At 35.5% G+C, this 24974-nt stretch carries 21 protein-coding genes; 20 read left to right on the top strand and 1 reads right to left on the bottom strand.

Annotated features, from left to right (window positions below; genetic code table 11):
• The first annotated feature begins 10 nt into the window (after window positions 1-10).
• The 4 genes from NC818_01225 to truA all read left to right on the top strand — a co-directional run bounded on the left by NC818_01225 (window position 11) and on the right by truA (window position 5288).
• Window positions 11-1120, top strand: coding sequence for an aspartate-semialdehyde dehydrogenase (locus NC818_01225; protein ID MCM8783390.1), 1110 nt, complete (start codon window positions 11-13; stop codon window positions 1118-1120).
• 89 nt (window positions 1121-1209) lie between these two features.
• Window positions 1210-2769: a sodium-dependent transporter gene (locus NC818_01220; protein MCM8783389.1), complete on the top strand. Its 1560-nt coding sequence runs from the start codon at window positions 1210-1212 to the stop codon at window positions 2767-2769.
• Window positions 2770-2860: 91 nt separating this feature from the next.
• Entirely contained in the window at window positions 2861-4471 is a 1611-nt protein-coding gene (locus NC818_01215) for a CPBP family intramembrane metalloprotease (protein ID MCM8783388.1), read from the top strand.
• A 43-nt stretch (window positions 4472-4514) separates the two neighbouring features.
• Window positions 4515-5288 carry a tRNA pseudouridine(38-40) synthase TruA gene (gene truA / locus NC818_01210; GenBank protein ID MCM8783387.1) on the top strand — a complete coding sequence of 258 codons (774 nt, stop codon included), beginning with the start codon at window positions 4515-4517 and terminating at the stop codon, window positions 5286-5288.
• A gap of 12 nt (window positions 5289-5300) precedes the next feature.
• Here truA and NC818_01205 read toward each other — a convergent pair whose 3' ends face one another.
• Window positions 5301-5693, bottom strand: coding sequence for a hypothetical protein (locus NC818_01205; protein ID MCM8783386.1), 393 nt, complete (start codon window positions 5691-5693; stop codon window positions 5301-5303).
• A gap of 103 nt (window positions 5694-5796) precedes the next feature.
• On the opposite strand from NC818_01205, the gene NC818_01200 reads away from it, so the two are divergent.
• The 16 genes from NC818_01200 (at window position 5797) to nadC (ending at window position 24966) form a co-directional block, all read left to right on the top strand.
• Complete coding sequence (locus NC818_01200) at window positions 5797-7125, top strand: NCS2 family permease (GenBank protein MCM8783385.1); 1329 nt, start codon at window positions 5797-5799, stop codon at window positions 7123-7125.
• 9 nt (window positions 7126-7134) lie between these two features.
• Window positions 7135-8400, top strand: a complete 1266-nt coding sequence (locus NC818_01195) for a DUF1015 domain-containing protein (protein MCM8783384.1) — start codon at window positions 7135-7137, stop codon at window positions 8398-8400.
• An 84-nt stretch (window positions 8401-8484) separates the two neighbouring features.
• Window positions 8485-8820 (top strand): 50S ribosomal protein L21, encoded by a 336-nt coding sequence (gene rplU, locus NC818_01190; GenBank protein MCM8783383.1) that lies wholly within the window; start codon window positions 8485-8487, stop codon window positions 8818-8820.
• A complete protein-coding gene (gene rpmA / locus NC818_01185; GenBank protein ID MCM8783382.1) occupies window positions 8821-9063 on the top strand; it encodes a 50S ribosomal protein L27 in 243 nt (80 codons plus the stop codon).
• Between the two features lie 23 nt (window positions 9064-9086).
• Window positions 9087-10058: a GTPase ObgE gene (gene obgE, locus NC818_01180; GenBank protein ID MCM8783381.1), complete on the top strand. Its 972-nt coding sequence runs from the start codon at window positions 9087-9089 to the stop codon at window positions 10056-10058.
• A 3-nt stretch (window positions 10059-10061) separates the two neighbouring features.
• Window positions 10062-11165 carry a glutamate 5-kinase gene (gene proB / locus NC818_01175; protein MCM8783380.1) on the top strand — a complete coding sequence of 368 codons (1104 nt, stop codon included), beginning with the start codon at window positions 10062-10064 and terminating at the stop codon, window positions 11163-11165.
• A 14-nt stretch (window positions 11166-11179) separates the two neighbouring features.
• Window positions 11180-12436, top strand: coding sequence for a glutamate-5-semialdehyde dehydrogenase (locus NC818_01170; protein MCM8783379.1), 1257 nt, complete (start codon window positions 11180-11182; stop codon window positions 12434-12436).
• A 69-nt stretch (window positions 12437-12505) separates the two neighbouring features.
• Window positions 12506-13084, top strand: a complete 579-nt coding sequence (gene nadD / locus NC818_01165; GenBank protein MCM8783378.1) for a nicotinate-nucleotide adenylyltransferase — start codon at window positions 12506-12508, stop codon at window positions 13082-13084.
• A gap of 55 nt (window positions 13085-13139) precedes the next feature.
• Entirely contained in the window at window positions 13140-14507 is a 1368-nt protein-coding gene (mgtE, locus tag NC818_01160) for a magnesium transporter (protein MCM8783377.1), read from the top strand.
• Window positions 14507-15499: a hemolysin family protein gene (locus NC818_01155; GenBank protein MCM8783376.1), complete on the top strand. Its 993-nt coding sequence runs from the start codon at window positions 14507-14509 to the stop codon at window positions 15497-15499. The genes mgtE and NC818_01155 overlap by 1 nt, the downstream gene beginning before the upstream one ends.
• 64 nt (window positions 15500-15563) lie before the next feature.
• Window positions 15564-16748 (top strand): cofactor-independent phosphoglycerate mutase, encoded by a 1185-nt coding sequence (locus NC818_01150; protein MCM8783375.1) that lies wholly within the window; start codon window positions 15564-15566, stop codon window positions 16746-16748.
• Window positions 16745-18334 (top strand): carbon starvation protein A, encoded by a 1590-nt coding sequence (locus tag NC818_01145; GenBank protein MCM8783374.1) that lies wholly within the window; start codon window positions 16745-16747, stop codon window positions 18332-18334. The genes NC818_01150 and NC818_01145 overlap by 4 nt, the downstream gene beginning before the upstream one ends.
• Window positions 18335-18355: 21 nt before the next feature.
• Window positions 18356-19582 (top strand): aspartate kinase, encoded by a 1227-nt coding sequence (locus NC818_01140; GenBank protein MCM8783373.1) that lies wholly within the window; start codon window positions 18356-18358, stop codon window positions 19580-19582.
• Between the two features lie 23 nt (window positions 19583-19605).
• On the top strand, window positions 19606-21186 hold the full coding sequence (cimA, locus tag NC818_01135) for a citramalate synthase (GenBank protein ID MCM8783372.1): 1581 nt from the start codon (window positions 19606-19608) through the stop codon (window positions 21184-21186).
• A gap of 190 nt (window positions 21187-21376) precedes the next feature.
• Window positions 21377-24118: a valine--tRNA ligase gene (locus NC818_01130; GenBank protein MCM8783371.1), complete on the top strand. Its 2742-nt coding sequence runs from the start codon at window positions 21377-21379 to the stop codon at window positions 24116-24118.
• The gene (gene nadC / locus NC818_01125) at window positions 24085-24966 is read left to right on the top strand and encodes a carboxylating nicotinate-nucleotide diphosphorylase (GenBank protein ID MCM8783370.1); all 882 of its coding nucleotides are present in this window, start codon (window positions 24085-24087) and stop codon (window positions 24964-24966) included. Before NC818_01130 ends, nadC begins: the two co-directional genes overlap by 34 nt.
• The last annotated feature ends 8 nt before the right edge of the window (window positions 24967-24974 follow it).

The raw sequence follows: 24974 nt of genomic DNA, 5'->3' as shown, positions 1-24974 counted from the left end.
TAAAAGATAGATGGCAAAAGAATACAATGTAGTGCTAGTAGGAGTAGGTGCGGTAGGGGTAGAGATGCTTAAGGTTCTTAAACAGCGTCGTTTTCCCATAAAAGAGTTGAAGGTATTAGCACGTAGCTCAAGAGATATCTTTGTGGATGGTGAGAAATATTCGGTTAAAGAGATAAAGCCAGAGGAGTTTAAAGGATGCGATATTGCTCTTTTTGCCGGTACCGAAGGAGAGAAAGGGGCAGCGGTTTCCTATGCTGCTGAAGCCATTAAGAACGGCGCAGTAGTCATTGATAATGGAGCCGATTTCCGTATGAAACCAGAAGTTCCCCTGGTTGTGCCAGAGGTTAATCCTGAAGATGTAAAATGGAATAAAGGAATAATTTCCAATCCCAATTGCTCCACCATACAATTGGTAGCGGCCATTGCTCCTATTTATCGTATTTCAAAGATTAGAAGAGTAGTGGTTACTACTTTTCAGGCAGTGTCGGGTGCAGGAAGGAAATCGCAAGAAGAATTATTTGTTCAATCAAAAGAAATATTCTCCAGAACGGACAATTTAAGTTCTTGGGAGAAAATGCAAAAAGATTGGTTTAAAGAGAAGATGAAAGAACCCTTAACTTTTCCTTATCCTATCGCCTTTAATCTTATACCTCAGATAGGTAAGTTCGAATCGTTTGACTATACTACAGAGGAATGGAAAATGGTGCGTGAAACACATAAGATAATGCATGATGATAAAATTGAGATAAATGCGACATGCGTGCGTGTTCCTGTATTTAATGTCCATTCAGAATCTATATATTTAGAAACAGAAAAAGAAATTTCAATCGATAAAATAAAAGAAACTCTTGTAAATGCTGGGGGTATAGAGCTTGTAGATGATTTAGATAAAAATGCTCCTTCTGATGATACCAAAAGAAGAACTTATCCTTTACCTATAAATGCTTCAGGTAAAGACCCAGTTTATATTGGAAGAATTCGTCAAGATATTTTTAAGAAAAATGCAATGTCCTTCTGGTGCGTTTCCGATAATCTGCGGAAAGGAGCAGCCTTAAACGCAGTGCAAATTGCCGAATTAGTTATAGGAAAATCAAATATTAAAAATCAAATTTCAGAATGATAGTGCAAAATTTAAAATTTTTTAGAATTTTGAAACTTTCTTTATGATTTTTGTCTTTCTGTCTTGATTCTTAAATTAATAATTACCAGATGATAAAAACAAAACAGCGGGATACTTGGAGGACACGTTTAGGAGTAATCTTAGCAGTAGCAGGTAGTGCGGTGGGGTTAGGGAACTTTTTGCGTTTTCCAGTACAAGCCACCGCAAATGGAGGGGGGGCGTTTATGATTCCCTATTTTATCTCGCTCTTTCTCTTTGGCATTCCTTTAATGTGGATTGAATGGACAATTGGTCGTTACGGAGGAGGCTTTGGACATGGAACTGCACCGGGAATATTCCATAGTCTCTGGGAGAAGAATCGTTTTATTAAATATTTTGGTATAATTGGGATTTTTGGACCTCTGGTGATTTTTATTTATTATACCTATATTGAATCTTGGACTCTTGGGTACAGCTTTTTTGCTTTGACGGGTAAATACGCAAATTTAGGTTCTTCTCAGGAAATGCGTGATTTTCTTGGTGGATATCAGGGATTAGTTAAAAATCAGTTTTTTTCAGGTTTGGGGTGGGCTTATTTATTTTTTACAATAACATTTTTCTTAAACATTTTGGTAGTTTACTATGGTGTTTCTGGTGGAATAGAACGTCTCTCTAAAATTGCGATGCCCTTGCTTTTTTGCTGTGCCATTTTATTAGCTGTAAGAGTTCTTTCTTTAGGTGCTCCGGATCCTTTACGTCCAGATTGGAATGTTAGAAATGGGTTAGGTTTTTTATGGAATCCTGATTTTTCCGCTCTACGTTCTCCTCGTGTATGGCTGGCAGCAGCAGGACAGATTTTTTTTACTTTAAGTGTGGGAATTGGGGTAATTCTTACCTACGCCAGTTATTTATCTAAGAACGACGATGTCGCTCTTTCTGGACTTACTTCCGCAGTTACTAATGAATTTGCCGAAGTTATCTTAGGAGCCAGCGTTGTAATTCCTGCGGCATTTGTTTTTTTTGGTCCTGTAGAGATTAAAAATATTGCAAACGCAGGAAGTTTTGATTTAGGGTTTATTACCATGCCTATGGTTCTTCAAAAGATTGCTTTTTCAAGGTTTTTCAGCTTTCTCTGGTTTTTCCTTTTATTCTTGGCAGGTTTAACTTCTTCTGTTTCTTTAGCCCAACCGGCTATCGCTTTTTTAGAAGATGAGTTTGATATCGAACGCCGGAAAGCGGTAAAGATTTTTGCTTTTATAACCTTTATTCTTTGCCAGCCATCAATTTTCTTCCTTTCACGAGGTGTGCTCAATGACCTTGATTTTTGGGGAGGGACATTTTGCCTAGTTCTTTTTGGGACGATAGAAACCATTCTTTTTGCTTGGGTTTTCGGTATGGAACGTGCTTGGACAGAAATACATCACGGAGCAGATATCAATATCCCTGGTTTTTATAAATTTATCATAAAATACATTACACCTTCTATACTAATTGCTATTCTTTTTTCATGGATTTTAGGAAAAGACGGGAGGGACACGATTTTCTTACGCAATATCCCTCCTACAAATAGAATTTATATCTTAAGTATGCGAATTTTATTAATTATCATTATTGTAACTTTAGCGATTTTGGTAAAGATTGCTTGGAAAAGAAGGAAGGTAGTACAATGAATATCGGGGGATGGATTTTTTTAGGTTTTTCCTGGGGAATAATAATTTTATTTGTATTCTTTTGCTTTATGAGGATCTTTAGGATTAAAGAATGAAAAAAACATTATTCTTTGCTATTTTAGGTGTAGTTGGACTGATTACTTTTATTTTTCTTTACAATCATACTTATCCTATAGCAGCAGTTGAATTAAAAATATCCCGTGATAAAGCAATTGCCCTTTCCCGCGACTATCTTCTTAGTCTAGGCTTCAACTTAGAAAATTTTACTCCTACAGCAATTTTCTATAGACAAAATGACCAAGCACTTTATCTTCAGAGTGTTTTAGGCGTGAAGGGAACTAACGAGCTTATTCGGCAAGATAATTTTCTCTGGGTATGGTCAGTACGTTGGTTTCGCGAACTAGAAAAAGAAGAGTTTTCGGTAGGAATAGACCCCGCTACTGGTAAAATTGCCCACTATCGGCATAGAATACTTGATGAAACAGAAGGAACCAATCTAACTTCGGAAGAAGCGCGTCCTATTGCCGAAGCCTTCCTTAAAAAAATAGGATTTGATCTCGAAGAATGGAAAGCGGTAGATACATCGCAACAGAAACAAAAAAATCGCACCGACCATTCTTTTGAATGGGAAAAAAAAGAGTTTCAAATTGGAGATGCTACCTTAAGGGTGTATGTAAATATTTTAGGAGATAGAGCAGGAGGTTATTGGCGTTATTTTAAAGTGCCCGAGAAATTTATGCGGGATTATCAGAAGAAACGTTCCTATGGTTATATCTTGGGTTTATTTAGCTCTCTTTTTACTATATTTATCTATCTAGTTTGTTTTATAAATCTCTTTAAGCTTTTGAAAAGAAACAAGTTTTATTGGCAATTTTCTTTATACGCTGCAATCTTAGTGGGACTATGTTACGTTTTTGAGTTTTTTAATTCCATTCCTCTTTTATGGGCAAGTTATGATACTACTATGAGTAAAGTTATATACTTTAATATAAATTTTCTCTCCACAGTTATTGCCACCCTTCTTTTTTCTTTAATGGTCTTTCTCTTTGGTTCAGTGGGCCATTCGCTTTCTTTAGAGATGCCCATTGATAGACTTCCCTTTTTCACAGCTTGGAGAAATAATTCTTTTTCTTCTGCTCATAGAAAGAGTATTTTTATAGGTTATCTTATGGCATTTTTCTTTTTGGGTTTTGTCACCCTATTTTACTATTTGGGTATAAAATATTTTGGAGTATGGATGCCGATGGGCGCGCGTTATTCTAATATGTTAGGGACATATTTCCCTTTTCTTAACCCTTTTACGGTGGGAGTGAGTGCAGCAATTTCTGAAGAGTTCATGTTTCGTCTGTTTGCTATTTCTCTTTTTAAGAAGTATTTTAAAAAAGATTTTATCGCAATTTTAATCCCAGCGGTTATCTGGGCATTCGCCCACTCTACCTATGAAATTTTTCCTCCTTATGTAAGGGGTATTGAATTAACTATTGTGGGTATAATTTTAGGTTACCTTTTTCTAAAATTTGGTTTAGAGACTGTAATTATCATGCACTATGCTATTGATGCAATACTGGTAAGTGTTCCTCTTTTAGAGTCAAGGGTTTTATACTATGAGATAAGCGGAGTTATTGTTATTTTTATAGTTTTTATTCCTCTTCTTTTTATTTCTCTATTGAAACATAAAAGACTTTCTCATAAATTAGCCTAATATATTTTTTAAAACACCCATCATAATCTAAATAATATTTAAAATGCGCAACTTTCAATTAATTATTGAATACGACGGAACTAATTATCAAGGATGGCAGATACAGGATAGGAAATTCGAAATTCGAAATCTGAAATCCGGAAGGATTAAAACTATACAGGGAGAAATAGAAGGGGCTTTAGAGAAAATTTTTGGAAAGAGAATAAAATTAATTGGTTCGGGAAGGACAGATAGTGGAGTACATGCTTTAGGACAGGTGGCAAATTTTAGATGCGATACATATCTTAAGCCTTTAAACATTTTGAACGCCTTGAATAGTCATCTTTCTTCAGATGTAAGAGTTTTGAAGGTAAAAGAAGTAGATAAAGAGTTTCATGCTCGTTTCTCTGCCAAATCAAAAGTATATCGCTATATCATTCTAAATCGTCATGTCGCTTCGGTTTTTTACAGAAATTATTCCTGGTTGATTAAACAGAGATTAGATTATTATGCCATGCGCAGAACGATTCGTCTGTTTTTAGGAAAACATAATTTTAAAGCTTTTACTACCACTGACCCCAAGAGAAAAACACAAAATTTCGTACGTACTGTGAAGAAAATTTCTTTTAAAAAATACCGAGATTTTTTAATTTTTGAGATAGAGGCAGATGGATTTCTTTATAATATGGTGCGTAATATTGTAGGAACACTTGTAGAAGTAGGGAAAGGTAAGTTAACACCCATAGATGTAAAAAATATTTTCTCTACAAAAGAACGTAAATTTTGTGGTCCTTCTGCTCCCGCTAGAGGGCTCTTTCTCCTTAAAGTAAAATATTGATATGTGCTCTGTTTATAGTTTCATCTTGAATATATAAAGTATCTCGTTTTCTTCTAACTTGGGTTTGCCTTTAAAATTTAAAAAATCGATTTTTATTTTTTCTCCTATCCATTCTTCTATTTCTTTTGTTTTGAAGTAAGGGTAAAAGATGTCTAATCCGTGTAACAAATCTTTCCATTCTTCTCTTAAAATCTTTTTTTCGGTTTCTTTATCTATTTGGGGTTCTTTGTTTATAAGTTCAAGTAAAGAAAAGGTTTTGTCTTCATCTTCAGAAGAATAAAGATAGATTTTTTCGTCGGGGTTAATTTCTTGTCCAGAAGATAAATAAAAGACGTCCTTTTCTTCTGACCAGGCAAAAGAAGGCATAAGCACTATCATAAGGCTTATAACTATAATGTTAATCATCTTGTAAAAATTATAGCATATGCTTGTTAAGCTAACAATAATTTTCCTTGAGAATTATATGCAAATATGGTATCTTTTTTTCTGATTTTTAAGGAGGGTTCTGATGGGTAAAATAAGTGATTTTTTTAATTTGAAATCCTTAGGAACAAATTGGCGGACAGAAATTGTTGCCGGGCTTACTACTTTTATGACCATGGCTTATATTATTTTCGTTAATCCTGCTATACTTTCTACTGCTGGGATGGATTTCGGAGCGGTAATGGTAGCTACTTGCTTAGTAACTGCAATAACCACTATTTTTATGGGAATTTACACCAATTATCCTATTGCCCTAGCTCCGGGGATGGGTATCAATGCTTATTTTGCTTATACGGTATGTATAGGAATGAGGATTCCTTGGCAAGTTGCTTTGGGTTGCGTATTTTTGGAGGGTTTGATTTTTGTAATCCTTACTGCTTCTCACGTACGCCAGTTAATTTTTGATGCCATTCCTCAGACTATTCGCATCGCTGTAGCCTGTGGTATTGGACTTTTGATTGCTTTTGTTGGCTTGAAGGATGGAGGAATTATTGTTGCTCATCCCGCTACATTTGTAACCTTGGGTAAAATTACCAATTCCCATACCGTTCTTTCACTTTTTGGAATTTTGCTTACCGCTTTTTTCTTAACCAAAAAGATAAAAGGAAGTATTTTTTTAGGTATTTTTTTTACCGCTCTTTTAGGAATTCCTTTGGGAATAGTAAAATACCAAGGCTTAGTAAGCTTACCACCTTCACTTTCTCCTACTTTATTTAAACTTGATATCTTTGGTGCCTTAAAACTTGGTTTTTTAACTATCATTTTTACTTTTCTATTTATGGATATTTTCGACACTGTGGGTACATTAGCCGGGATAGGGGAGATAGGGGGATTTATTAAGAACAGTAAACTTCCCAAGTCAGGACGTTGTTTAATGGTTGATGCCTTAGGTACTGTTTTGGGTTCTTTGGTAGGAGTTTCTACTGTAACCAGTTACATTGAGAGTGTCTCGGGGATAAGCGAAGGTGGTCGTTCAGGATTGACCAGTGTTATCGTTGGCTTATTTTTTATTATTTCTTTATTTTTTGCTCCTTTTGCCCGTATGATTGGGGGAGGGTACGAAGTAAGCCCGGGGATGGTGCTTCATCCGGTTACCGCCCCTGCTTTGATTATCATTGGTTCTTTGATGTTTCTTTCTATAACTAAAATAGATTGGCGAGATTATTCTGAAGCAATTCCTGCTTTTTTGGTTATTATTACTATGCCTTTAACTTTCAGCATCGCCAATGGTTTAGCCATTGGTTTTATCAGCTTCTCAGCTATAAAATTACTTACGGGTAAAGGGAAAGAAGTTTCTTGGATTGTTTATCTTCTTTCTCTGCTCTTTATTCTAAAGTTTGCTTTTCTGGAGTAATTCAAGGCGATGGCAATAATTTCACCTTTTAGAGGTATTTTTTACAATCCGGAGAAGGTAGAAGATTTTTCTAAAGTAGTCTGTCCACCTTACGATGTAATTTCTCAACAAGAGCAAGATAAATTTTATAAAACTCATCCCTTTAATATTATCCGCGTTGACTATGGTAAAGTTTTCTCTAACGATAATTACAAAAACAACCGTTACACACGTGCCAATGTTTTTTTTAAGAGATGGCAAAAAGAAAAAATAGTAATTCAAGACAAAACTCCTTCTTTATATCTTTTAGCCCAAGAATTTATATACAGAAGAAAGAAATTTGTGCGCTGGGGGATTATCTGCAGATTTAAATTATCAAATGAAGGTCAGATTTTTTTTCATGAAAAAACCTCACCGTTTCCCAAAAGAGACCGTTTTAAACTTCTTAAATCAGTCAAGGTAAATCTTAACCCCATATTCTCTATTTTTGAAGATAATCATAGATTTATTGAAGGGATAAGTAATAGTTATTTCTCTTTACAGCCTTTTATCCAATTTGAGTTTTCTGGAGTGAAACATTCTTTATGGCGCATAGATAATTTAGCATTGATAGAAAAAATAGAAGATTATTTTCTTAAGAAAGATATTTTTATCGCCGATGGGCACCATCGATATGAAGTAAGTCTTTTATATCAAAAATACTGCCAAAAGAAAAATTCTCAGCATACCGGTAATGAGAATTATAATTTTGTTATGATGTATCTTACCCCTATGGGTAACGAGGCATTAAAAATTCTTCCTACCCATCGTCTTATAAAGGAAGTTCCTCAGAATTTAATAAATGAATTAGATTTATATTTTGATATTGAGCCGGCGAGAAAAGATTCCCTTTTTTCTTTACTGGATAAATCCAATAAAAAAACGTATGTGTTTGGAATGTATATGGGTGGGAGGTTTTTTACACTTCTTCTAAAAAAGAGTCTAAAGCCAGAGATGATTGTGCGTGATAATAAATCCCTTGCTTGGAAGAAGCTCGATGTTTCTATTTTTCACAGTCTTATTATAGAGCATATTTTAAAAATCAAAAATTCTGATTTTAAAAACATTTACTATACACAAAATGTAGAAGAAGCGATTCTAAGGGTAAAAAATAAAGAGTTTAAGGTGGCTTTCTTTCTGAGACCGACTTCCGCTCAGGAGGTAAGAGAAGTGGCTTTGGCAAAAGAGCGTATGCCCCACAAATCTACATATTTCTATCCCAAGATTCCCTCGGGTTTAATCACTAATCCTGTTTAGCGATATTATAATAATTGTATGAAAAATAATTTTATGGTATACTATCCTCGCTATAATTAAATTTGATAGAGGGAGGTGAAAACAATGTATGCAGTTGTTTCCATAGGAGGTAAACAGTATAAAGTTAGAGAAGGACAGGAAATTAAGGTAGAAAGGTTGCCAGTTAAGGGAAAGAAGGTAACTTTAAAAGATGTGCTTCTATTGGTAAATGATAAAAATATAGAAATAGGAAAGCCTTTTGTTCCTAAAGCAAGGGTAATTTGTGAAGTTTTAGGCGAGAAGAAAGCAAAAAAGGTAGTGATTTTTAAATATCGGAGGAGAAAAAATTATCGTAAGAAAATTGGGCATAGACAGATTATTACACACTTGCGGATTAAGGAAATAAACGTAGGAAAAACGGAAAAGGAGGGTGAGGAGTAAATGGCTAAAGGAACTTCTGCAGGAAGGAACGACCGCGATAGTCCTGGTCAAAGGTTAGGAGTTAAACATTATGCAGGAGAGTATGTATCTGCAGGAACTATTCTGGTTAGACAGAGAGGAACGGTTTTCAAACCAGGCTTAAATGTAGGTAAAGGAAAAGACTATACTCTTTTTGCTAAGAAAGATGGTATAGTAAAATTCCCAAAGGAAAACTTAGTTTGTGTCGTTCCCAAAAAAGAATAATGGTTTTGGGAATATGATAAGTGATGAAGCCAATTTTTATTGACTATGTGGAAATAGAAGTAGAAGCAGGAAAAGGTGGTAGTGGATGTAAGAGTTTTTTTCGTAGCCGTTACCATCGTTTTCCAAAGCCAAATGGAGGTGATGGCGGAAAAGGAGGAGATATAGTCATCGTTGCAGATAATAATATACATACACTTATTGATTTACAATACCGGAAGCGTTTTGTGGCAGAGAATGGTCGAGGTGGGGGAGGAAATTGTAAGAAAGGGGAAGATGGGAAGCCTTGTATTATAAAAGTTCCTATTGGAACTTTAGTTAAGGATGCTAAAACAGGTTTTATTCTTCGTGACCTTACCTATTCTGGTGAGGAGGTGGTGGTAGCCCGAGGTGGAAGAGGAGGCCAAGGCAATGGTCTGAGAAAACCCGCTACCCCGGGATTATTGGGAGAAAAAAAGAGATTGATTTTGGAATTAAAAATAATTGCCGATGTGGGAATTATTGGCTACCCTAATGTTGGCAAATCTACTTTGTTGAATCGCATTTCATCTTCTCGTTCCAAAGTGGCAGATTACCCTTTTACTACCAAAGCACCTGTTTTAGGTTGTGTGAAAATAGAGGGTGAAGATTTTTCCTTTGTGGCGGCAGATATGCCTGGTTTAATCGATGGTGCACATAAAGGTAAAGGATTAGGATATCAATTTTTGAGACATATTGAAAGGACAAAAATTTTACTACACGTGGTAGATATTTCCCAACCACACGGTAGAGATGCTTACACAGATTATCTTAGTTTAAATAGAGAAATTTCTTTATACAATTTTGAATTGGGTAAGAGGCCTCAACTTGTGATAGCGAACAAAATAGACATTCCGGGGAGTGCTGTTAATTTTAAAAATTTCTCAGAAAAATTAGAAAGAAAAATATATCCTGTATCTGCTCTTACTGGGGAAGGGATAGAATCACTGTTAAAAGCAGTTAAAGAAATGTTGAGTTGAGATATGCGTAAGAATATAATACAGGGTTTAAAAAAGATGGTGATAAAAATCGGTACAAGTGTTTTAACTACCAACGCCATTATTGACCGTGCCAAAATAGAACGGATAGTAGAAGATATTAGCACTTTGCTAAATAAGGGAATAAAGGTATGTTTAGTTTCTTCCGGTGCTATAAGCAGTGGTATGTCTGTTTTAGGTTTGAGGACAAGGCCCAAAAATCTTCCCCAGCTCCAGGCGACTGCTGCGGTGGGACAGAGATATTTAATGGATTTATACGCAGATGCTTTTCAAAAACATAATCGAACAGTGGCACAGATATTATTAACACAGGAAGATTTGAGGGAAAGGAATCGTTATTTAAATGCACGTAATACAATTTATACTCTGTTAGAGAAAAAAATTATTCCTATTATAAATGAGAATGATACCGTGGCGGTAGAGGAGATAAAGTTTGGAGATAATGACAGACTTTCCGCTTTGGTTGCCAGTTTAATTGGAGCCAATCTCCTTATTATACTTTCTGATGTTGATGGCTTCTATATGGGACATAATCTACTTTCAACAGTCAAAGAATTCACCCCTGAGTTAGAAAAATTTGCCTGCGGGACAAAAAGCAAAGAATTATGTGTGGGTGGTATGTCTACTAAACTCGAAGCAGTGAAGATTTGTTCACGGGCAGGTATACCCTGTATACTTGCTAATGGTAACCGTCCGGGAATATTGGATAAGGTTATAAGCGGTGAAAATGTTGGAACATTATTTTTACCTCAAGGGAAGAAACTTGCAAGCAGAAAACAGTGGATACTATTTAATTTAAAACCAAAAGGGAGAATCTACATTGATAAAGGGGCTGTTGAGGCAATATTGGGAAAAGGAAAAAGTCTTCTTCCCGCAGGTATAGTTAAAGTGGAGGGAGAGTTCTTCGATACGGATTTAGTGAGCATTTTTGATATAGAAACGAAAAAAGAAATTGCGCAGGGTATAACAAATTACGCAAAGGTGGATTTGGATAAAATAAAAGGATTAAGTAATCAGGAGATAGAAAAAGTTTTGGGTTATAAGTATTACAATGAAGTAATTCATCGAGATAATTTAGTAGTATTGTAAGAAAAAAATAAATTATGTCTATAAAAGAACAAGTCTTAAAAGTTGCTCAGCGAGCAAAATCTTCTGTAGGACGGTTATCAATTCTTACTACGGAAGTCAAGAATACCGCCTTAAAAGAAATGGCAGATACTCTAATAAAAAACACAGATTATCTTATAAAAGAGAATCTTAAAGATATAAAATTGGCTAAAAAAAGAAATCTTTCCTCTTCTTTTATTGACAGACTCAAACTGAATGATAAAAGAATTAAGGAGATGGCTGATGCGTTAGAAGAAATTGCAGAACTTCCCGACCCTGTAGGTGAGATTATAGACATGTGGAGAAGGCCTAATGGATTAATTATTGCCAAAATGCGTGTTCCTATTGGTGTGGTTGGTATTATTTACGAATCACGGCCGAATGTTACTTCTGATTGTATCGGACTTTGTCTCAAGTCTGGTAATAGCGTGATTTTAAGAGGGGGATCGGAAGCCCTGAGGTCTAATTTAGCAATATTTAAATTACTTCAGGAAATAAGCAAAAAAAGCGGTATTCCAGAGGGAGCAATTCAAATTGTTAATACTACCGATAGAAAAGCAGTTGAAATTCTTTTAAGTTTAAGTGAGTATATAGACCTTATTATTCCCCGCGGAGGGGAGAGTTTAATAAAAGAGGTTACGGAAAAGTCAAAAATTCCTGTTATTAAGCACTATAAAGGAGTTTGCCATATTTTTGTAGATGAGTTTGCAGATTTGAATATAGCAATAAAAGTTTGTTTAAATGCAAAGATACAGAGACCATCTACATGCAATGCTATGGAAACAATGCTTGTGCATAAGAAAATCGCTAAAGAATTCTTACCCCAAATAGCTCTTGAATTTAAGAAAGCAGGTGTAAAGATTAAAGGGTGTTATCAAACCAAAAGAATTTTGAGAGATATAGAATCAGCTAATGAAAATGATTTCTATACCGAGTGGCTTGATTTAGTTCTTTCAGTAAAGATTGTCAATAATATTGATGAGGCTATTGCTCACATCTCTAAATATGGCACACAGCATTCCGACGCTATTATTACAGAAGACGATAAAAATGCTCTGCGTTTTTTAAAAGAGATTGATTCAGCGGCAGTTTATGTAAACACGTCAACGCGTTTTACCGATGGTTATCAGTTTGGATTGGGAGCGGAGATGGGTATTTCTACGAATAGAATTCACTGTCGTGGCCCTATGGGTTTGAGAGAACTTACTACCTATAAATATGTTGTGCTTGGGAATGGGCAGATCCGCACTTGATTTTTGAACTGTCAAATTGCTCAGCTTTTATTGTTATAGTTACATCATAATGATATAGAAAATATATATATGTTGAGAATCGGTATTTTAGGGGGGACTTTTAATCCTATTCATTTAGGGCATCTTATTCTTGCTGAGGAGGCGTATAGAATTCTTGGCCTAAATAAAGTTATTTTTGTTCCCTGTTATCTGCCTCCCCACAAGAGTTATAGAGGTTTAATTTCAGCACAACATCGGTTGGCGATGATAAAAGAGGCAATTAAGGGAAATAATCATTTTACTGTTTCCGATATTGAATTAAGAGAAAAAGAAATCTCTTATACATTTAAAACACTCCAAAAATTTAGAAGAATTTTTCCCCGCTATACCAAAATATTTCTCATCGTGGGTTCAGATGCAATAAGAGAATTAACGCATTGGAAAAACTTTAAGACCATAATAGAGATGTCAAAAATTATAATTGCTAAACGAACAAACTTTCCCGTAGATAAAAAACCGCATTGGGCAAGAATAATAAAAATTCCTCAGATAGAAATCTCTTCTTCCGAGATTCGCAGTAGAATTAAAAAAGAAATTACAATCAGTTATTTAGTCCCTTGTGCAGTAGAAAAGTATATAGAAAAAAATAGACTATACAGAAATGCATAATAACAACTCAGTTCAAAAAAATGGTTACAGGAAAAATTTTTCTCGCAATAATCGTATGGATGTTTTTGCCCTCTTTCTTCCTGAGATAAAGAATTTTTTAGCTATAAAAGACTTTTCATCGCTTAAAGAACTTTTGAAAAAGATGCATTCCATAGACATTGCTGACGGCTTTAAATATCTCCAAGATAGCGAAAAGATTATTGTTTTCAAATTGTTAAGTATTCGTAAAGCAATAGAAGTTTTTGAAGACTTATCTTCCTCAGAACAACAATTTATCCTTAAAAATCTAGATAATCAAGAAGCCTCCCAGGTTTTGAACGAGATGGCTCCCGATGAAAGAGCAAAATTATTTAAGGAATTACCTCCTAAAACAGTAAAGAAACTCTGGTCATTTTTGAAGGAAGAAGAAGCAGATGATGTGCGCAAGCTTCTTACCTATAAAGCAGGAACCGCGGGTTCCATAATGAATACAGAGTTTGTGGAGTTAAAGAAAGATATGACTGCTCGTCGGGCAATCCTTACGCTACAGGAAAGTCAGCGTTCAGGTCAAACCAAAGCAATATATTCTGTATATGTAACGGATGAAGAACATAGATTAATCGGTGGAGTTAGTTTACAGAATATTATTACTGCCCCACCGGATATTCTTATAAAAGAGATTATGAGTGATGTAAATCTCATCAAGATAAATGTAAATATGGGAATGCAAGAGGTGGGTAGATGGTTTAAGAAATACGATTTGCTGGATGCTCCGGTAGTGGATAATGAGAATAGGCTCTTGGGTATAATTACTATAGATGATGTTATGGATATAATTGAAAAGCAGACCTCACGGGAATTTTATGAAGTTGGTAAAATGTCAGGTTTAGAGATTCGCTATGCCGAAGCACGTTCTTTAGACCTGGTAAAGCGTAGAGCGGGATGGTTGATTTTGCTTCTGATTTTTGATTTTTTAACTGGTACGGTGTTAAAAACTTTTGAACATGCCTTGGGGACAGTGGTTGCTTTGACATTTTTTATCCCGATGCTCTTAGATACAGGAGGTAATGCAGGGGCACAAACTGCAATTACTATAATTCGGGGTTTAGCCACCGGGGATGTTACCTTTCGTAATATCTGGAAAGTTGCCAAGATGGAGTTATTTGCTTCTTTATTCATGGGAATTATCGTTGGGACAGTGGCTTTCTTGAGAGCATTTATGTTGCAACAGGATGTTTTCCTTGCTTTGGTAGTAGGTTTTACTATGGCAAGTATAATTTTACTGGCTATTTCCACCGGACTTTTTCTACCTATTCTTTCCAAGAGAATTGGGCTCGACCCTGCAGCTTTAGCAGGACCAATTACTACCAGCATTGTAGATATTGTAGGACTTATAATTTACTTTAAAATCGCACAATTTTTCTTGCCTATTTTAAGAAATTAATGGATATTTTATTTATCATCTTTTTTATTTTTTTTCTAGGAATTTTTTCCTTCTTTTTCTCTGCTTGGGAAACAGCCATTCTTTCATTAAATAAATTAAGAATTCGTTCTTATGTAAATCAGGGGAAACGCCGGGCAGAAATTGTATACAATATACTTACTCATTTAGATAGATTTATCGTCACTATTTTAGTGAGTAACAATTTTGTAAATATCGCTCTCTCTGCTTTAGGAGCAGCATTATTTATATATCTATTCGGACAGAAATTTGGGATATTAATCTCAACTATAGCCATTTCTTTCTTTATCCTAATTTTTTGTGAAATTACTCCTAAAATCATTGCTACTAAATATCCGGAGGCAATTGCTTTAAAATTCGCCTACTTTATAAAATTTTTGATTAAATTAGTTCAGCCATTAGCGCATTTTTTTACTTACCTAAGTAACGGGATTATAAAACTATTAGGAGTGGAGACTAAGAAACGTTCTCCATTAGTTACTGAAGAGGAGATTCGTTTAATGATTGAGTTAGGGAGAGAGGAGGGAATTCTTTTAGAAGAGGAAAGAAAGCTTATACATCACATATTTGAATTTGGTGATACCCTAGTTAAGGATGTGATGATTCCGCGTGAAAAAATGGTTTGTGTGGAATTAAATGCAAGTGAAGAGACCCTTTTAGATCTATTGATAGAAAAAGGCCATACACGCATTCCTGTATATAAAGAAACTCTCGATAATATAGTAGGAATTATTTATGCCAAAGACCTGCCTTTTATGTGGAAAAATGGTTCTTTGATTATTATTGCGGACATCATGCACCCTGCTTATTTTGTTTCTCTAAATAAAAAAGTTTCGGAATTACTACAAGATTTTCAGAAAATGAAGATTCAAATTGCCATTGTACGTAATGATGTTAATAAAGTTATGGGGCTGGTGACTTTAGAGGATATTCTTGAAGAGATTGTAGGCGAAATTGAAGAGAGTCCACGCTGAATTTTTAAATTGAATTTATTATAATGTTGATATAATATATTTAACTGACTAACAAAGAAAGAAAATGAAATATGTATTTTTAGTTGGTGATGGAATGCAAGATTTTCCTCTTCAGGAGTTAGAAGGAAAAACACCTTTGGAGGTAGCTAAGACGCCAAATATGGATTACATTGCGCGGAATGGTAGAGTAGGTTGGGTAAGAACTATTCCTCACCAGATGCAGGCTGGTTCTGATGTAGCAATTATGTCGCTATTGGGATATAATCCCAAGGAGTATTACAAAGGACGTGGTCCTCTGGAAGCAGCTAATTTAGGTGTAGATTTAAAAGAAGAGGAAATTGCCTTCAGGTGTAATTTAGTTACCGTGGAGAATGGAGTAATGATGGATTATAGCGCAGGACATATTAGCACTCACGAGGCAAAAGTCTTGATAGAAATTCTCAATCAAAAACTCTCTACTGAGTATTTTCATTTTTATCCGGGAGTAAGTTACAGACATATAATGATTTCCAAAGAGATAGGCGAGGAACTAAGATGCACTCCCCCCCACGATATTACGGGTAAAAAAATTGACAAATTCTTACCCCAAGGAAAGGATGCAGAAATAATTATTGAATTGATGCAAAGTTCGCGAAGGGTTTTAATAAGTCATGAAATAAACCGAGTAAGGATTGACCTTAAAGAGAACCCTGCTAATATGATTTGGCTTTGGGGACAGGGTAAGAAACCACGATTGCCTAAATTTTCAGAGAAATACAGCGTGGAAGGGAATGTAATTTCTGCAGTCGACTTAATTAAAGGATTAGGTAGGATAATCGGGCTTGATCCGATTAATGTTGATGGAGCTACAGGATATTATGATACCAATTATATAGGAAAAGCAGAAGCTGCTTTAGAAGTTCTACAGGATAAGGATTTTGTTTTTGTCCATGTGGAAGCTCCCGATGAAGCAGGACACAATGGGGATTTAAGGGCAAAGATTTCTGTGATAGAGAGATTTGATTCTCTGGTAGTGGGTACAGTGTTAAAAAAACTGGAAGGGAAGGAAGATTTTCGTATTTTAGTAAGTTCGGATCACCCTACTCCTTTGGCTATCCGTACTCATTCTTCCGAACCAGTTTTTTTTGCTATGTTCGGTGAAGGCATAGGTAAAGATGATGTGGAAGAGTTTAATGAAAAAAGTGCACAGGCAACCAGTTGGAAGATAGAAGATGGTTATAAGTTGCTAGAGAGTTTTATAGCGAGATGAATACCTTAAATATCGTCTTAATTACTTTTCTTTTGTTTTTAGGAGGATACATTTTATATGGTAGATATTTAAGTAAAACATTTAACGTAGATTCCCGACGGCCTACACCTGCACAGGTAAAAAAAGACGGAATTGATTGTATTGCTTCTTGTCACTGGACAATTCTTTTTGGGCATCACTTTTCCTCAATTGCTGGAGCGGGTCCAATTGTTGGACCAGTGATAGCAGTTGCTTTATGGGGATGGGGTCCAGGTTTACTCTGGATTGTTTTAGGTACAATTTTCTTAGGAGGAGTACACGATTTCGGTTCACTTATGGTTTCCGTGCGTCACGATGCTCGTTCAGTAGCAGATGTAGCGGAAGACCTTATCGGTAGACGAGCAAAGATTATATTTTCAGTTTTTGTTTTACTTGCCCTTATCTTGGTTATTGCAGTATTTGCGGTGCTTTCTGCTAAAACATTTGTGATTCAACCCGAAATTGTAATTCCTTCTTTAGGTTTGATTCCACTGGCTATTTTAGTGGGGATGAGTTTATATAGATTTAGAGTAAATCAAATTCTGATTACTTTTATAGGCTTGGGATTATTAGTCGTTTTTTTATTTTTAGGAAGTTTATTTCCGGTAAAGATTCCTTTAGCACAAAGTCTTTATTTTTGGATAGCGGTGTTGTTTTTATACAGTTATTTTGCATCTGTGGTACCAGTAAATATACTTTTACAACCCCGCGACTATCTTTCTAGTTTCTTATTAATCTTCGGGTTAATTTCTGGATATATGGGGATATTCTTATCTCCTCCACATATAAATTTGCCAGTTTTTATTTCATGGCGTACAAAAAGTGGCGAGCTTTGGCCGATGCTCTTTGTTACTATAGCTTGTGGAGCAATATCAGGATTCCATTCATTAATTGCTTCGGGAACCACCTCTAAACAAATTGCTACTGAACGGGATGCGAGAAAAATTGGCTATGGAGCAATGGTCATGGAGGGTTTGGTAGCGGTTATGGCAGTTTTAGTAATTATAGCAGGATTTCCCTCACAAAATATTTTGAATAAAGTTTTAGAGAATAGAGGAGGACCGATTGGGGCTTTTGGTGAAGGTTTTGGGAGATTAACAAATTCTTTTTTAGGGATGTACGGTAGTAGTTTTGCCGTACTTATTCTTAATGCCTTTATCTTAACCACCTTAGATACCGCTACAAGAATTGGCAGATATCTTACCACCGAACTTTTCAGAATTAGAAATAGATATTTATCTACCTTTATTGTGGTTATTTTGAGCGCATTTCTTGCCCTTACAGGAAAATGGGAGAAACTTTGGCCTATTTTTGGAGCTTCTAATCAGTTGGTAGCGGCTTTAGCGTTAATAGTAATTGCCACTTGGTTACTTTCTCAGAAAAGAAAGTTTTATTTTGTTGCTATTCCCGCCGTTTTTATGCTTTTTACAACGGTGGGAGCGTTGGCTTTACAATTTAGACATTTTCTGAAAGAAGGAAATTTTTTATTAAGCGGTATATCCATAGTTTTAATTTTATCAGTACTTTTTATATGCTGGGAGGCAAAAAAAGTATTGTTAAAAAGATAGAGATAAGAGAGGTTTTTAGATATGAGAAAATTGATTGTGCAAAAATATGGAGGAACTTCTGTCGCTAATCCAGAAAGGATTAAAAATGTTGCACGAAGAATAGTTACTTACAAAGAAAAGAAATTTGATGTAGTAGTTGTAGTTTCTGCCCCGGGAGATACCACCGATGAACTGATTGATTTGGCTTATCAGATTACACGTAATCCTCCCGAACGGGAATTGGATATGTTGCTTTCTACCGGAGAACAAATGTCCAGTGCCCTCCTTGCTATGGCGATTCAGAAATTGGGTTTTAAGGCTATTTCTTTTACAGGGATACAGATAGGAATACTTACTGACAGTAGTCATACTAAAGCACGGATTATAAATATTGATACCCGGAGGATAGCAGAAGAGTTAAACAAAGGTAACATCGTAATTGTTGCAGGTTTTCAAGGTGTTTCGCAGAACCAAGATATTACAACTTTGGGAAGGGGAGGTTCAGACCTTTCCGCCGTTGCTCTGGCAAAAGTTCTGGGGGCAAAACTTTGTGAAATATATACCGACGTAGAAGGAATTTATACTGCCGATCCTCGCATTGTTTCCGATGCCAGAAAACTCGAAAGATTAAGCTATGATGAAATGCTAGAAATGGCTTCTTTGGGGGCTCAGGTTATGCAGGCACGTTCTATCGAATTGGCTAAGAAATTCGGCATTCCCATATATGTCCGTTCTTCATTTAACAACAAACGTGGTACATATATTGTAAAGGAGGGGAAAAAGATGTTGGAAGGTCCGGTAATCAGTGCAGTTACACTTAGTAAGAACGAGGCAAAAATTACAGTATGCGATGTTCCTGATAAACCCGGAATTGCTGCTACCATTTTTACAGATATTGGTTCGGAAGGAATAAATGTAGATATGATTGTTCAAAATGTAAGCCATACCGGACGCACGGACATTTCTTTTACCGTTCTTAAACCTGAATTGAAGAAAGCCCTCAGAATTACACGCAAGGTTGCAGATAAAATTGATGCTGGTAAAGTTATTTATGATGCAGATATTGCTAAAGTTTCGATAGTGGGAGTAGGAATGAAAAGCCATCCGGGGGTTGCTTCTTTGATGTTTGCTACTTTAGCAAAACATAAGATTAATATTGAAATGATTTCTACCTCTGAAATAAGTATTTCTTGTGTTATTAGAAAGAAATTTATTGAGGAAGCGGTTCGTGCGTTGCATGAGGCATTCAAATTAGGGAAAAAACAATAAATGAAAAAGAGGTGAATAAATTTATGGAGAATAAAGTTTTATTATACGATACGACTTTAAGAGATGGGACACAAAAAGAAGGGGTCTCTTTATCGGTAGAGGATAAGATTAAGATTGCCAGAAAGTTAGATGACTTAGGGATTCATTATATTGAAGGTGGTTGGCCAGGTTCAAACCCTAAAGATATTAATTTCTTTCAAAGAATTAAGGAACATCCGCTTAAAAAAGCAAAGTTGGTTGCTTTTGGCAGTACGCGAAAGAAGAACATCAACGTTGAAAATGATGCTAATCTAACAGAACTGATCAGAGCAGGGGTTTCTGTAGTTACTATTTTTGGAAAATCGTGGGATCTTCAGGTGAAATATGCTTTACAAACTACTTTGGAGGAGAATCTTAAGATGATTTTTGAGTCCGTAAAATTTCTTAAATCCAAGGGATTAGAAGTTATTTATGATGCGGAGCATTTTTTTGATGGATTTAAGGCAAATTCCGATTATGCTTTAGCAACTATAGAAAAAGCTGCTTTAGCCGGAACTGATAATATCAGCCTTTGTGATACCAATGGCGGAACTCTGGTCGAAGAAGTTCAGGAAATTATCCGTGAGGTGAAGAAAAAAATAAAAAAACCTTTAGGGATTCATTGCCATAATGACTCTGATTTAGCAGTAGCAAATTCTTTATCAGCAGTTAAATTGGGCATTGTTCTTGTTCAAGGAACAATTAATGGATATGGAGAACGTTGTGGCAATGCCAACCTTTGTTCTATTATTGCCAATCTTAAGTTGAAGATGGGAATTGACTGTATTTCAGACAAGCAGCTTTCGCGTCTTACAGAAGTTTCTCGTTTTGTAAGCGAAGTGGTAAATATTGTTCCGCGTGACGAAGCACCGTTTGTAGGGTTATCAGCGTTTACCCATAAAGGAGGAGTGCATGTAAGTGCAGTACAAAAACATCCACATACCTATGAGCATATTCCACCTGAGAAAGTAGGTAACAAACGTAGAATTTTAATTTCTGAACTTTCCGGCAAGAGTGCACTTCTTTCTAAGGCTAAGGAGTTTAAATTAGATATAACAAATGACCCTCGGGCAGTTAAGAAAGTTCTTAATCTCATAAAAGATTTGGAGTATAGAGGTTATCAATTTGAAGGTGCAGAGGGGTCTTTTGAGGTTCTTTTACGTAAGACAAAAGGTGAGTATCGCAAATTCTTTGACTTGGAGGGATTTAGGGTGATTGTAGAAAAGGATAAAAGAGGTACAATGCACTCGGAAGCAACGATTAAAGTAAAAGTGGGCAATCTCGTAGAACATACCGCAGCAGAAGGTGATGGCCCCGTCAATGCTTTGGATAATGCGTTACGCAAAGCACTGGAGAGGTTTTATCCCGACTTAAAAGAAATGAAACTCTCTGATTTTAAAGTCAGGGTGATTAATGCCGAAGCGGGCACTGCTGCTAAAGTACGCGTTTTAATTGAATCTCGAGATGAAAAAGATGAATGGAGTACGATTGGGGTTTCGGAAAATGTTATTGAAGCAAGCTGGCAAGCCCTTGTGGATTCAATCGAGTATAAGTTGCTTAAAGAAAAGGCAAAAAGCAATAAATAGGTTTTTACTTTATAAGATATTAGTATTCTTGCATCTTGAATAAAATTCATTCCTTTAAGAGCCACTTTTTAGCTAAGGTTTATAATACTCTCCTTAATTTACAAATATAGTTGGGGTGATTTTTCTTGAATTATTCTCTCTTTATAAGTAAAATTATTTAAATAGTTTCTACATAAGAAAACAAAATAATATGGACATATCCCCAAGATATAATCCTAAGGAAGTAGAGGATAAGTGGTATAAATTCTGGGAAGAAAAAGGTTTCTTTCATGCTGAACCAAATCAAGAGAAAAATCCTTTTTGTATCGTTATCCCTCCTCCCAATGTTACAGGTATTTTACATATGGGGCATGCCTTAAATAATACCATTCAAGATATTCTTATTCGCTTTAAGAAGATGCAGGGTTTTAACGCTTTATGGATTCCTGGGACAGACCACGCGGGAATTGCTACCCAAAATGTTGTGGAAAAAAATCTTGCTAAGGAAGGTGTAAGTCGTCAAGATTTGGGAAGAGAAAAATTTTTGGAGAAAGTCTGGCAATGGAGAGAAAATTATGGTTCTACAATTATTCAACAATTGAAAAAATTAGGCGCTTCTTGTGATTGGCAAAGGACATGTTTTACGATGGATGACGAGTATTCAGAGGCTGTCTTAAAAGTATTTGTGAGCTTATATGAAAAAGGGCTAATTTATCGTAGTAACTACATTATTAATTGGTGTCCCAGATGTCAAACTGCACTTTCCGATGAAGAAGCTCCTTACAAAGAGATTGAAGGGAAACTTTATTATATAAAATATCCTTTAAAAGAAAAAAATCGAAATTATGTTACAGTAGCGACGACAAGACCGGAGACAATGCTTGGAGATACAGCAGTAGCAGTTAACCCCAAGGATAAAAGATACAAAAAACTTATTGGAAAGAAAGTAATTCTTCCTTTAATGGAAAGGGAGATGAGCATAATTGCAGATAATATGGTAGATATGGATTTTGGAACAGGGGCGGTAAAAGTTACCCCTGCTCACGATCCCAATGATTACTCTTTAGGCAAAAGACACAAATTAGAGTTTATCAATATTATGAATCCTGATGGGACGATGAATGAAAATGCGGGGAAGTTTAGAAATTTAGATAGATTTGATTGTCGGCATAAAGTAGTGGATGAACTTAGAGAATTGGGGTTTCTGGAAAAAATAGAATCTTATACCCATGCTGTAGGTCATTGTTACCGTTGCAATACAATAATAGAGCCATATTTATCATTGCAATGGTTTGTTAAAATGAAACCACTGGCTAAACCCGCAATCCAGGTAGTGAAAAAAGGAAAAATAAAATTCTTTCCTCCACGCTGGACAAAGATATATCTCAGTTGGATGGAGAATATTCAGGATTGGTGCATATCGAGACAGATTTGGTGGGGACACCGCTTACCGGTTTATTACTGCAGAGAATGCCAGGTAAACGAATCCCAAATTCGAAATCCTAAATTCGAAAAGGGTATAATTGTCTCGAAAGTAAAACCGGATAAGTGTCCTAAATGTGGAGGGAAAGATATTTATCAAGATGAAGATGTTTTAGATACTTGGTTTTCTTCATGGCTGTGGCCATTTGTTACGCTTGGATGGCCCAAATTGAAATCCGAAATCCGAAGTCCGAAATCCGAAATAACCGACTTAGATTATTTTTATCCTACTTCGGTTTTGGTTACTGCACAGGAAATAATATTCTTTTGGGTAGCGCGGATGATTATGGCAGGTCTCGAGTTTATGAAAGATATTCCTTTTAGGCATGTATATATTCATGGAACGGTGAGAGATTTGACAGGGAAAAAAATGTCCAAATCACTTGGCAATATTATTGACCCTTTAGAGATAATTAAAGATTTCGGAGCAGATGCTTTGCGTTTCAGTATTATCTCCATTACTGCTGTAGGACAAGATGTCTTTTTATCGGGTGAGAAATTCAAATTGGGGAGAAATTTCTGTAATAAGATTTGGAATGCAACAAGATTTATCTTCGCAAATGTTTCAGAGCTTACATCTTGCAATGTACAGCTTACAGAAAACAATCTTTCTTTTGTTGACCGCTGGATTCTAAGTAGATTACAAAAAACTATACAAGAAGTAACCTCTGCCTTAGAGAAATACAATTTTAATGAAGCCGCAAGCCTTATCTATCAATTCTTCTGGCATGAGTTCTGTGATTGGTATATTGAGATAGTAAAGCCAATTATAGTTACTGGTTACCAGCAACCAGCTACCATTGACAGACAAAAAGAGACAACCCAGTTTATTTTAATTAAAGTTTTGGAGACTTCATTACGGTTACTGCATCCCCTCGTGCCTTTTATTACTGAGGAATTGTGGCAGAAGGTAAAAGAAAAATATAGCAATTTCAAAGAAGAAAGTATAACGATGACTTCTTGGCCTCTCTGTGAGAAAGAATTGATAAATAAGCAAGCAGAGAAAGAGATGGAGATAATTCAGGAGATAATAAAAGGAGTACGCAATATTTTCACGGAAATGGGAGTTCCTTTAGATAAAAAGATGAGTTTGATTTTCAAATCTAACGAAAAGAATATAAGTTTTCTCAAAGAAAATAGTAATTGTTTTGAAAATATCTTAAGAATAGAATCATTGGACTTTGGAACAGAAATAGAAAAACCTCCCTTTTCTTCATCTTTAGTTGTAGGAAATATTGAAGTATATATTCCTCTTGAAGGCATTATTGATTTTGAGAAGGAAAAGCAAAGGATTAAAGAAAAACTGAAAAATATCAATACTATTTTGGAAGGAATTAGAATAAAACTAAATGATAAAAATTTCCTTTCCCAAGCTCCTAAGGAAGTAATAGAAAAGGAAATTTCAAAGAGGGAAGAATTGATAAAAGAAAAGCAAAAATGGGAAAAGTATTTAGTAGAACTTCAGGAATAAATATTGAGCTTATAGACAAAATAATTAAACAGGCCTTATCTGAAGATAAGGTAAGCAAAGATATTACTACTAAACTTCTATTTCCTGAAGATAAAATAGTAAAAGCGGTAATTATTGCTAAAGAAAGAGGAATAATTGCGGGTTTGGATGTTGTCAAAAGAGCATTTTTTCTGTTGGACAAAAATACTAAATTTAAAAAGCTTACTCATGACGGAAGAGTGGTGAAAAAAGGTGAAAAAGTAGCCCTGATAGTAGGGAGTATTAAGAAGATTCTTTATGGAGAGCGCACTGCTCTAAACTTTTTGATGCGTCTCTCTGGAATTGCTACAATGACAAGAAAATTTGTAGAAATAGTTCATCCTTACAAAGTAAAAATATTAGATACGCGTAAGACTACGCCGGGGATAAGAATTCTAGAAAAATATGCTGTAAGAGTAGGTGGGGGGAGTAATCATCGCATGGATTTAAGTGATGGTGTGTTGATTAAGGATAACCATCTAAAGAATATTAGATATCAAGAATCAAATATAAAAAATCTGATTAAGAGGATAAGAAAGAAAATTCCTAAAGATGTGGATATAGAAATAGAGGTAGGAAATATTAAGGAGTTTAAGATGGTTTTGCAGGCAAAGCCCGATATAATTATGTTGGATAACATGAGCATCAAAGAAATAAAAAAGGCAGTAAGCATCAGAAACAGAATTTCTAAAACTACACAATTAGAAGTATCTGGGGGTATAAATCTTAAAAATGTGCGTACTTTTGCTTCTACAGGGATAGAAAGAATATCTATTGGCCAGCTGACTCACTCCTCCCCATCAATAGATTTTTCTCTTGAACTTTTCTAATTCATTGC

This window comes from Candidatus Omnitrophota bacterium (genome assembly GCA_023819145.1).
Lineage (GTDB): Bacteria > Omnitrophota > Gorgyraeia > DTHP01 > DTHP01 > JBFWKV01.
This window is presented reverse-complemented; position numbering and strand designations above follow the sequence as displayed.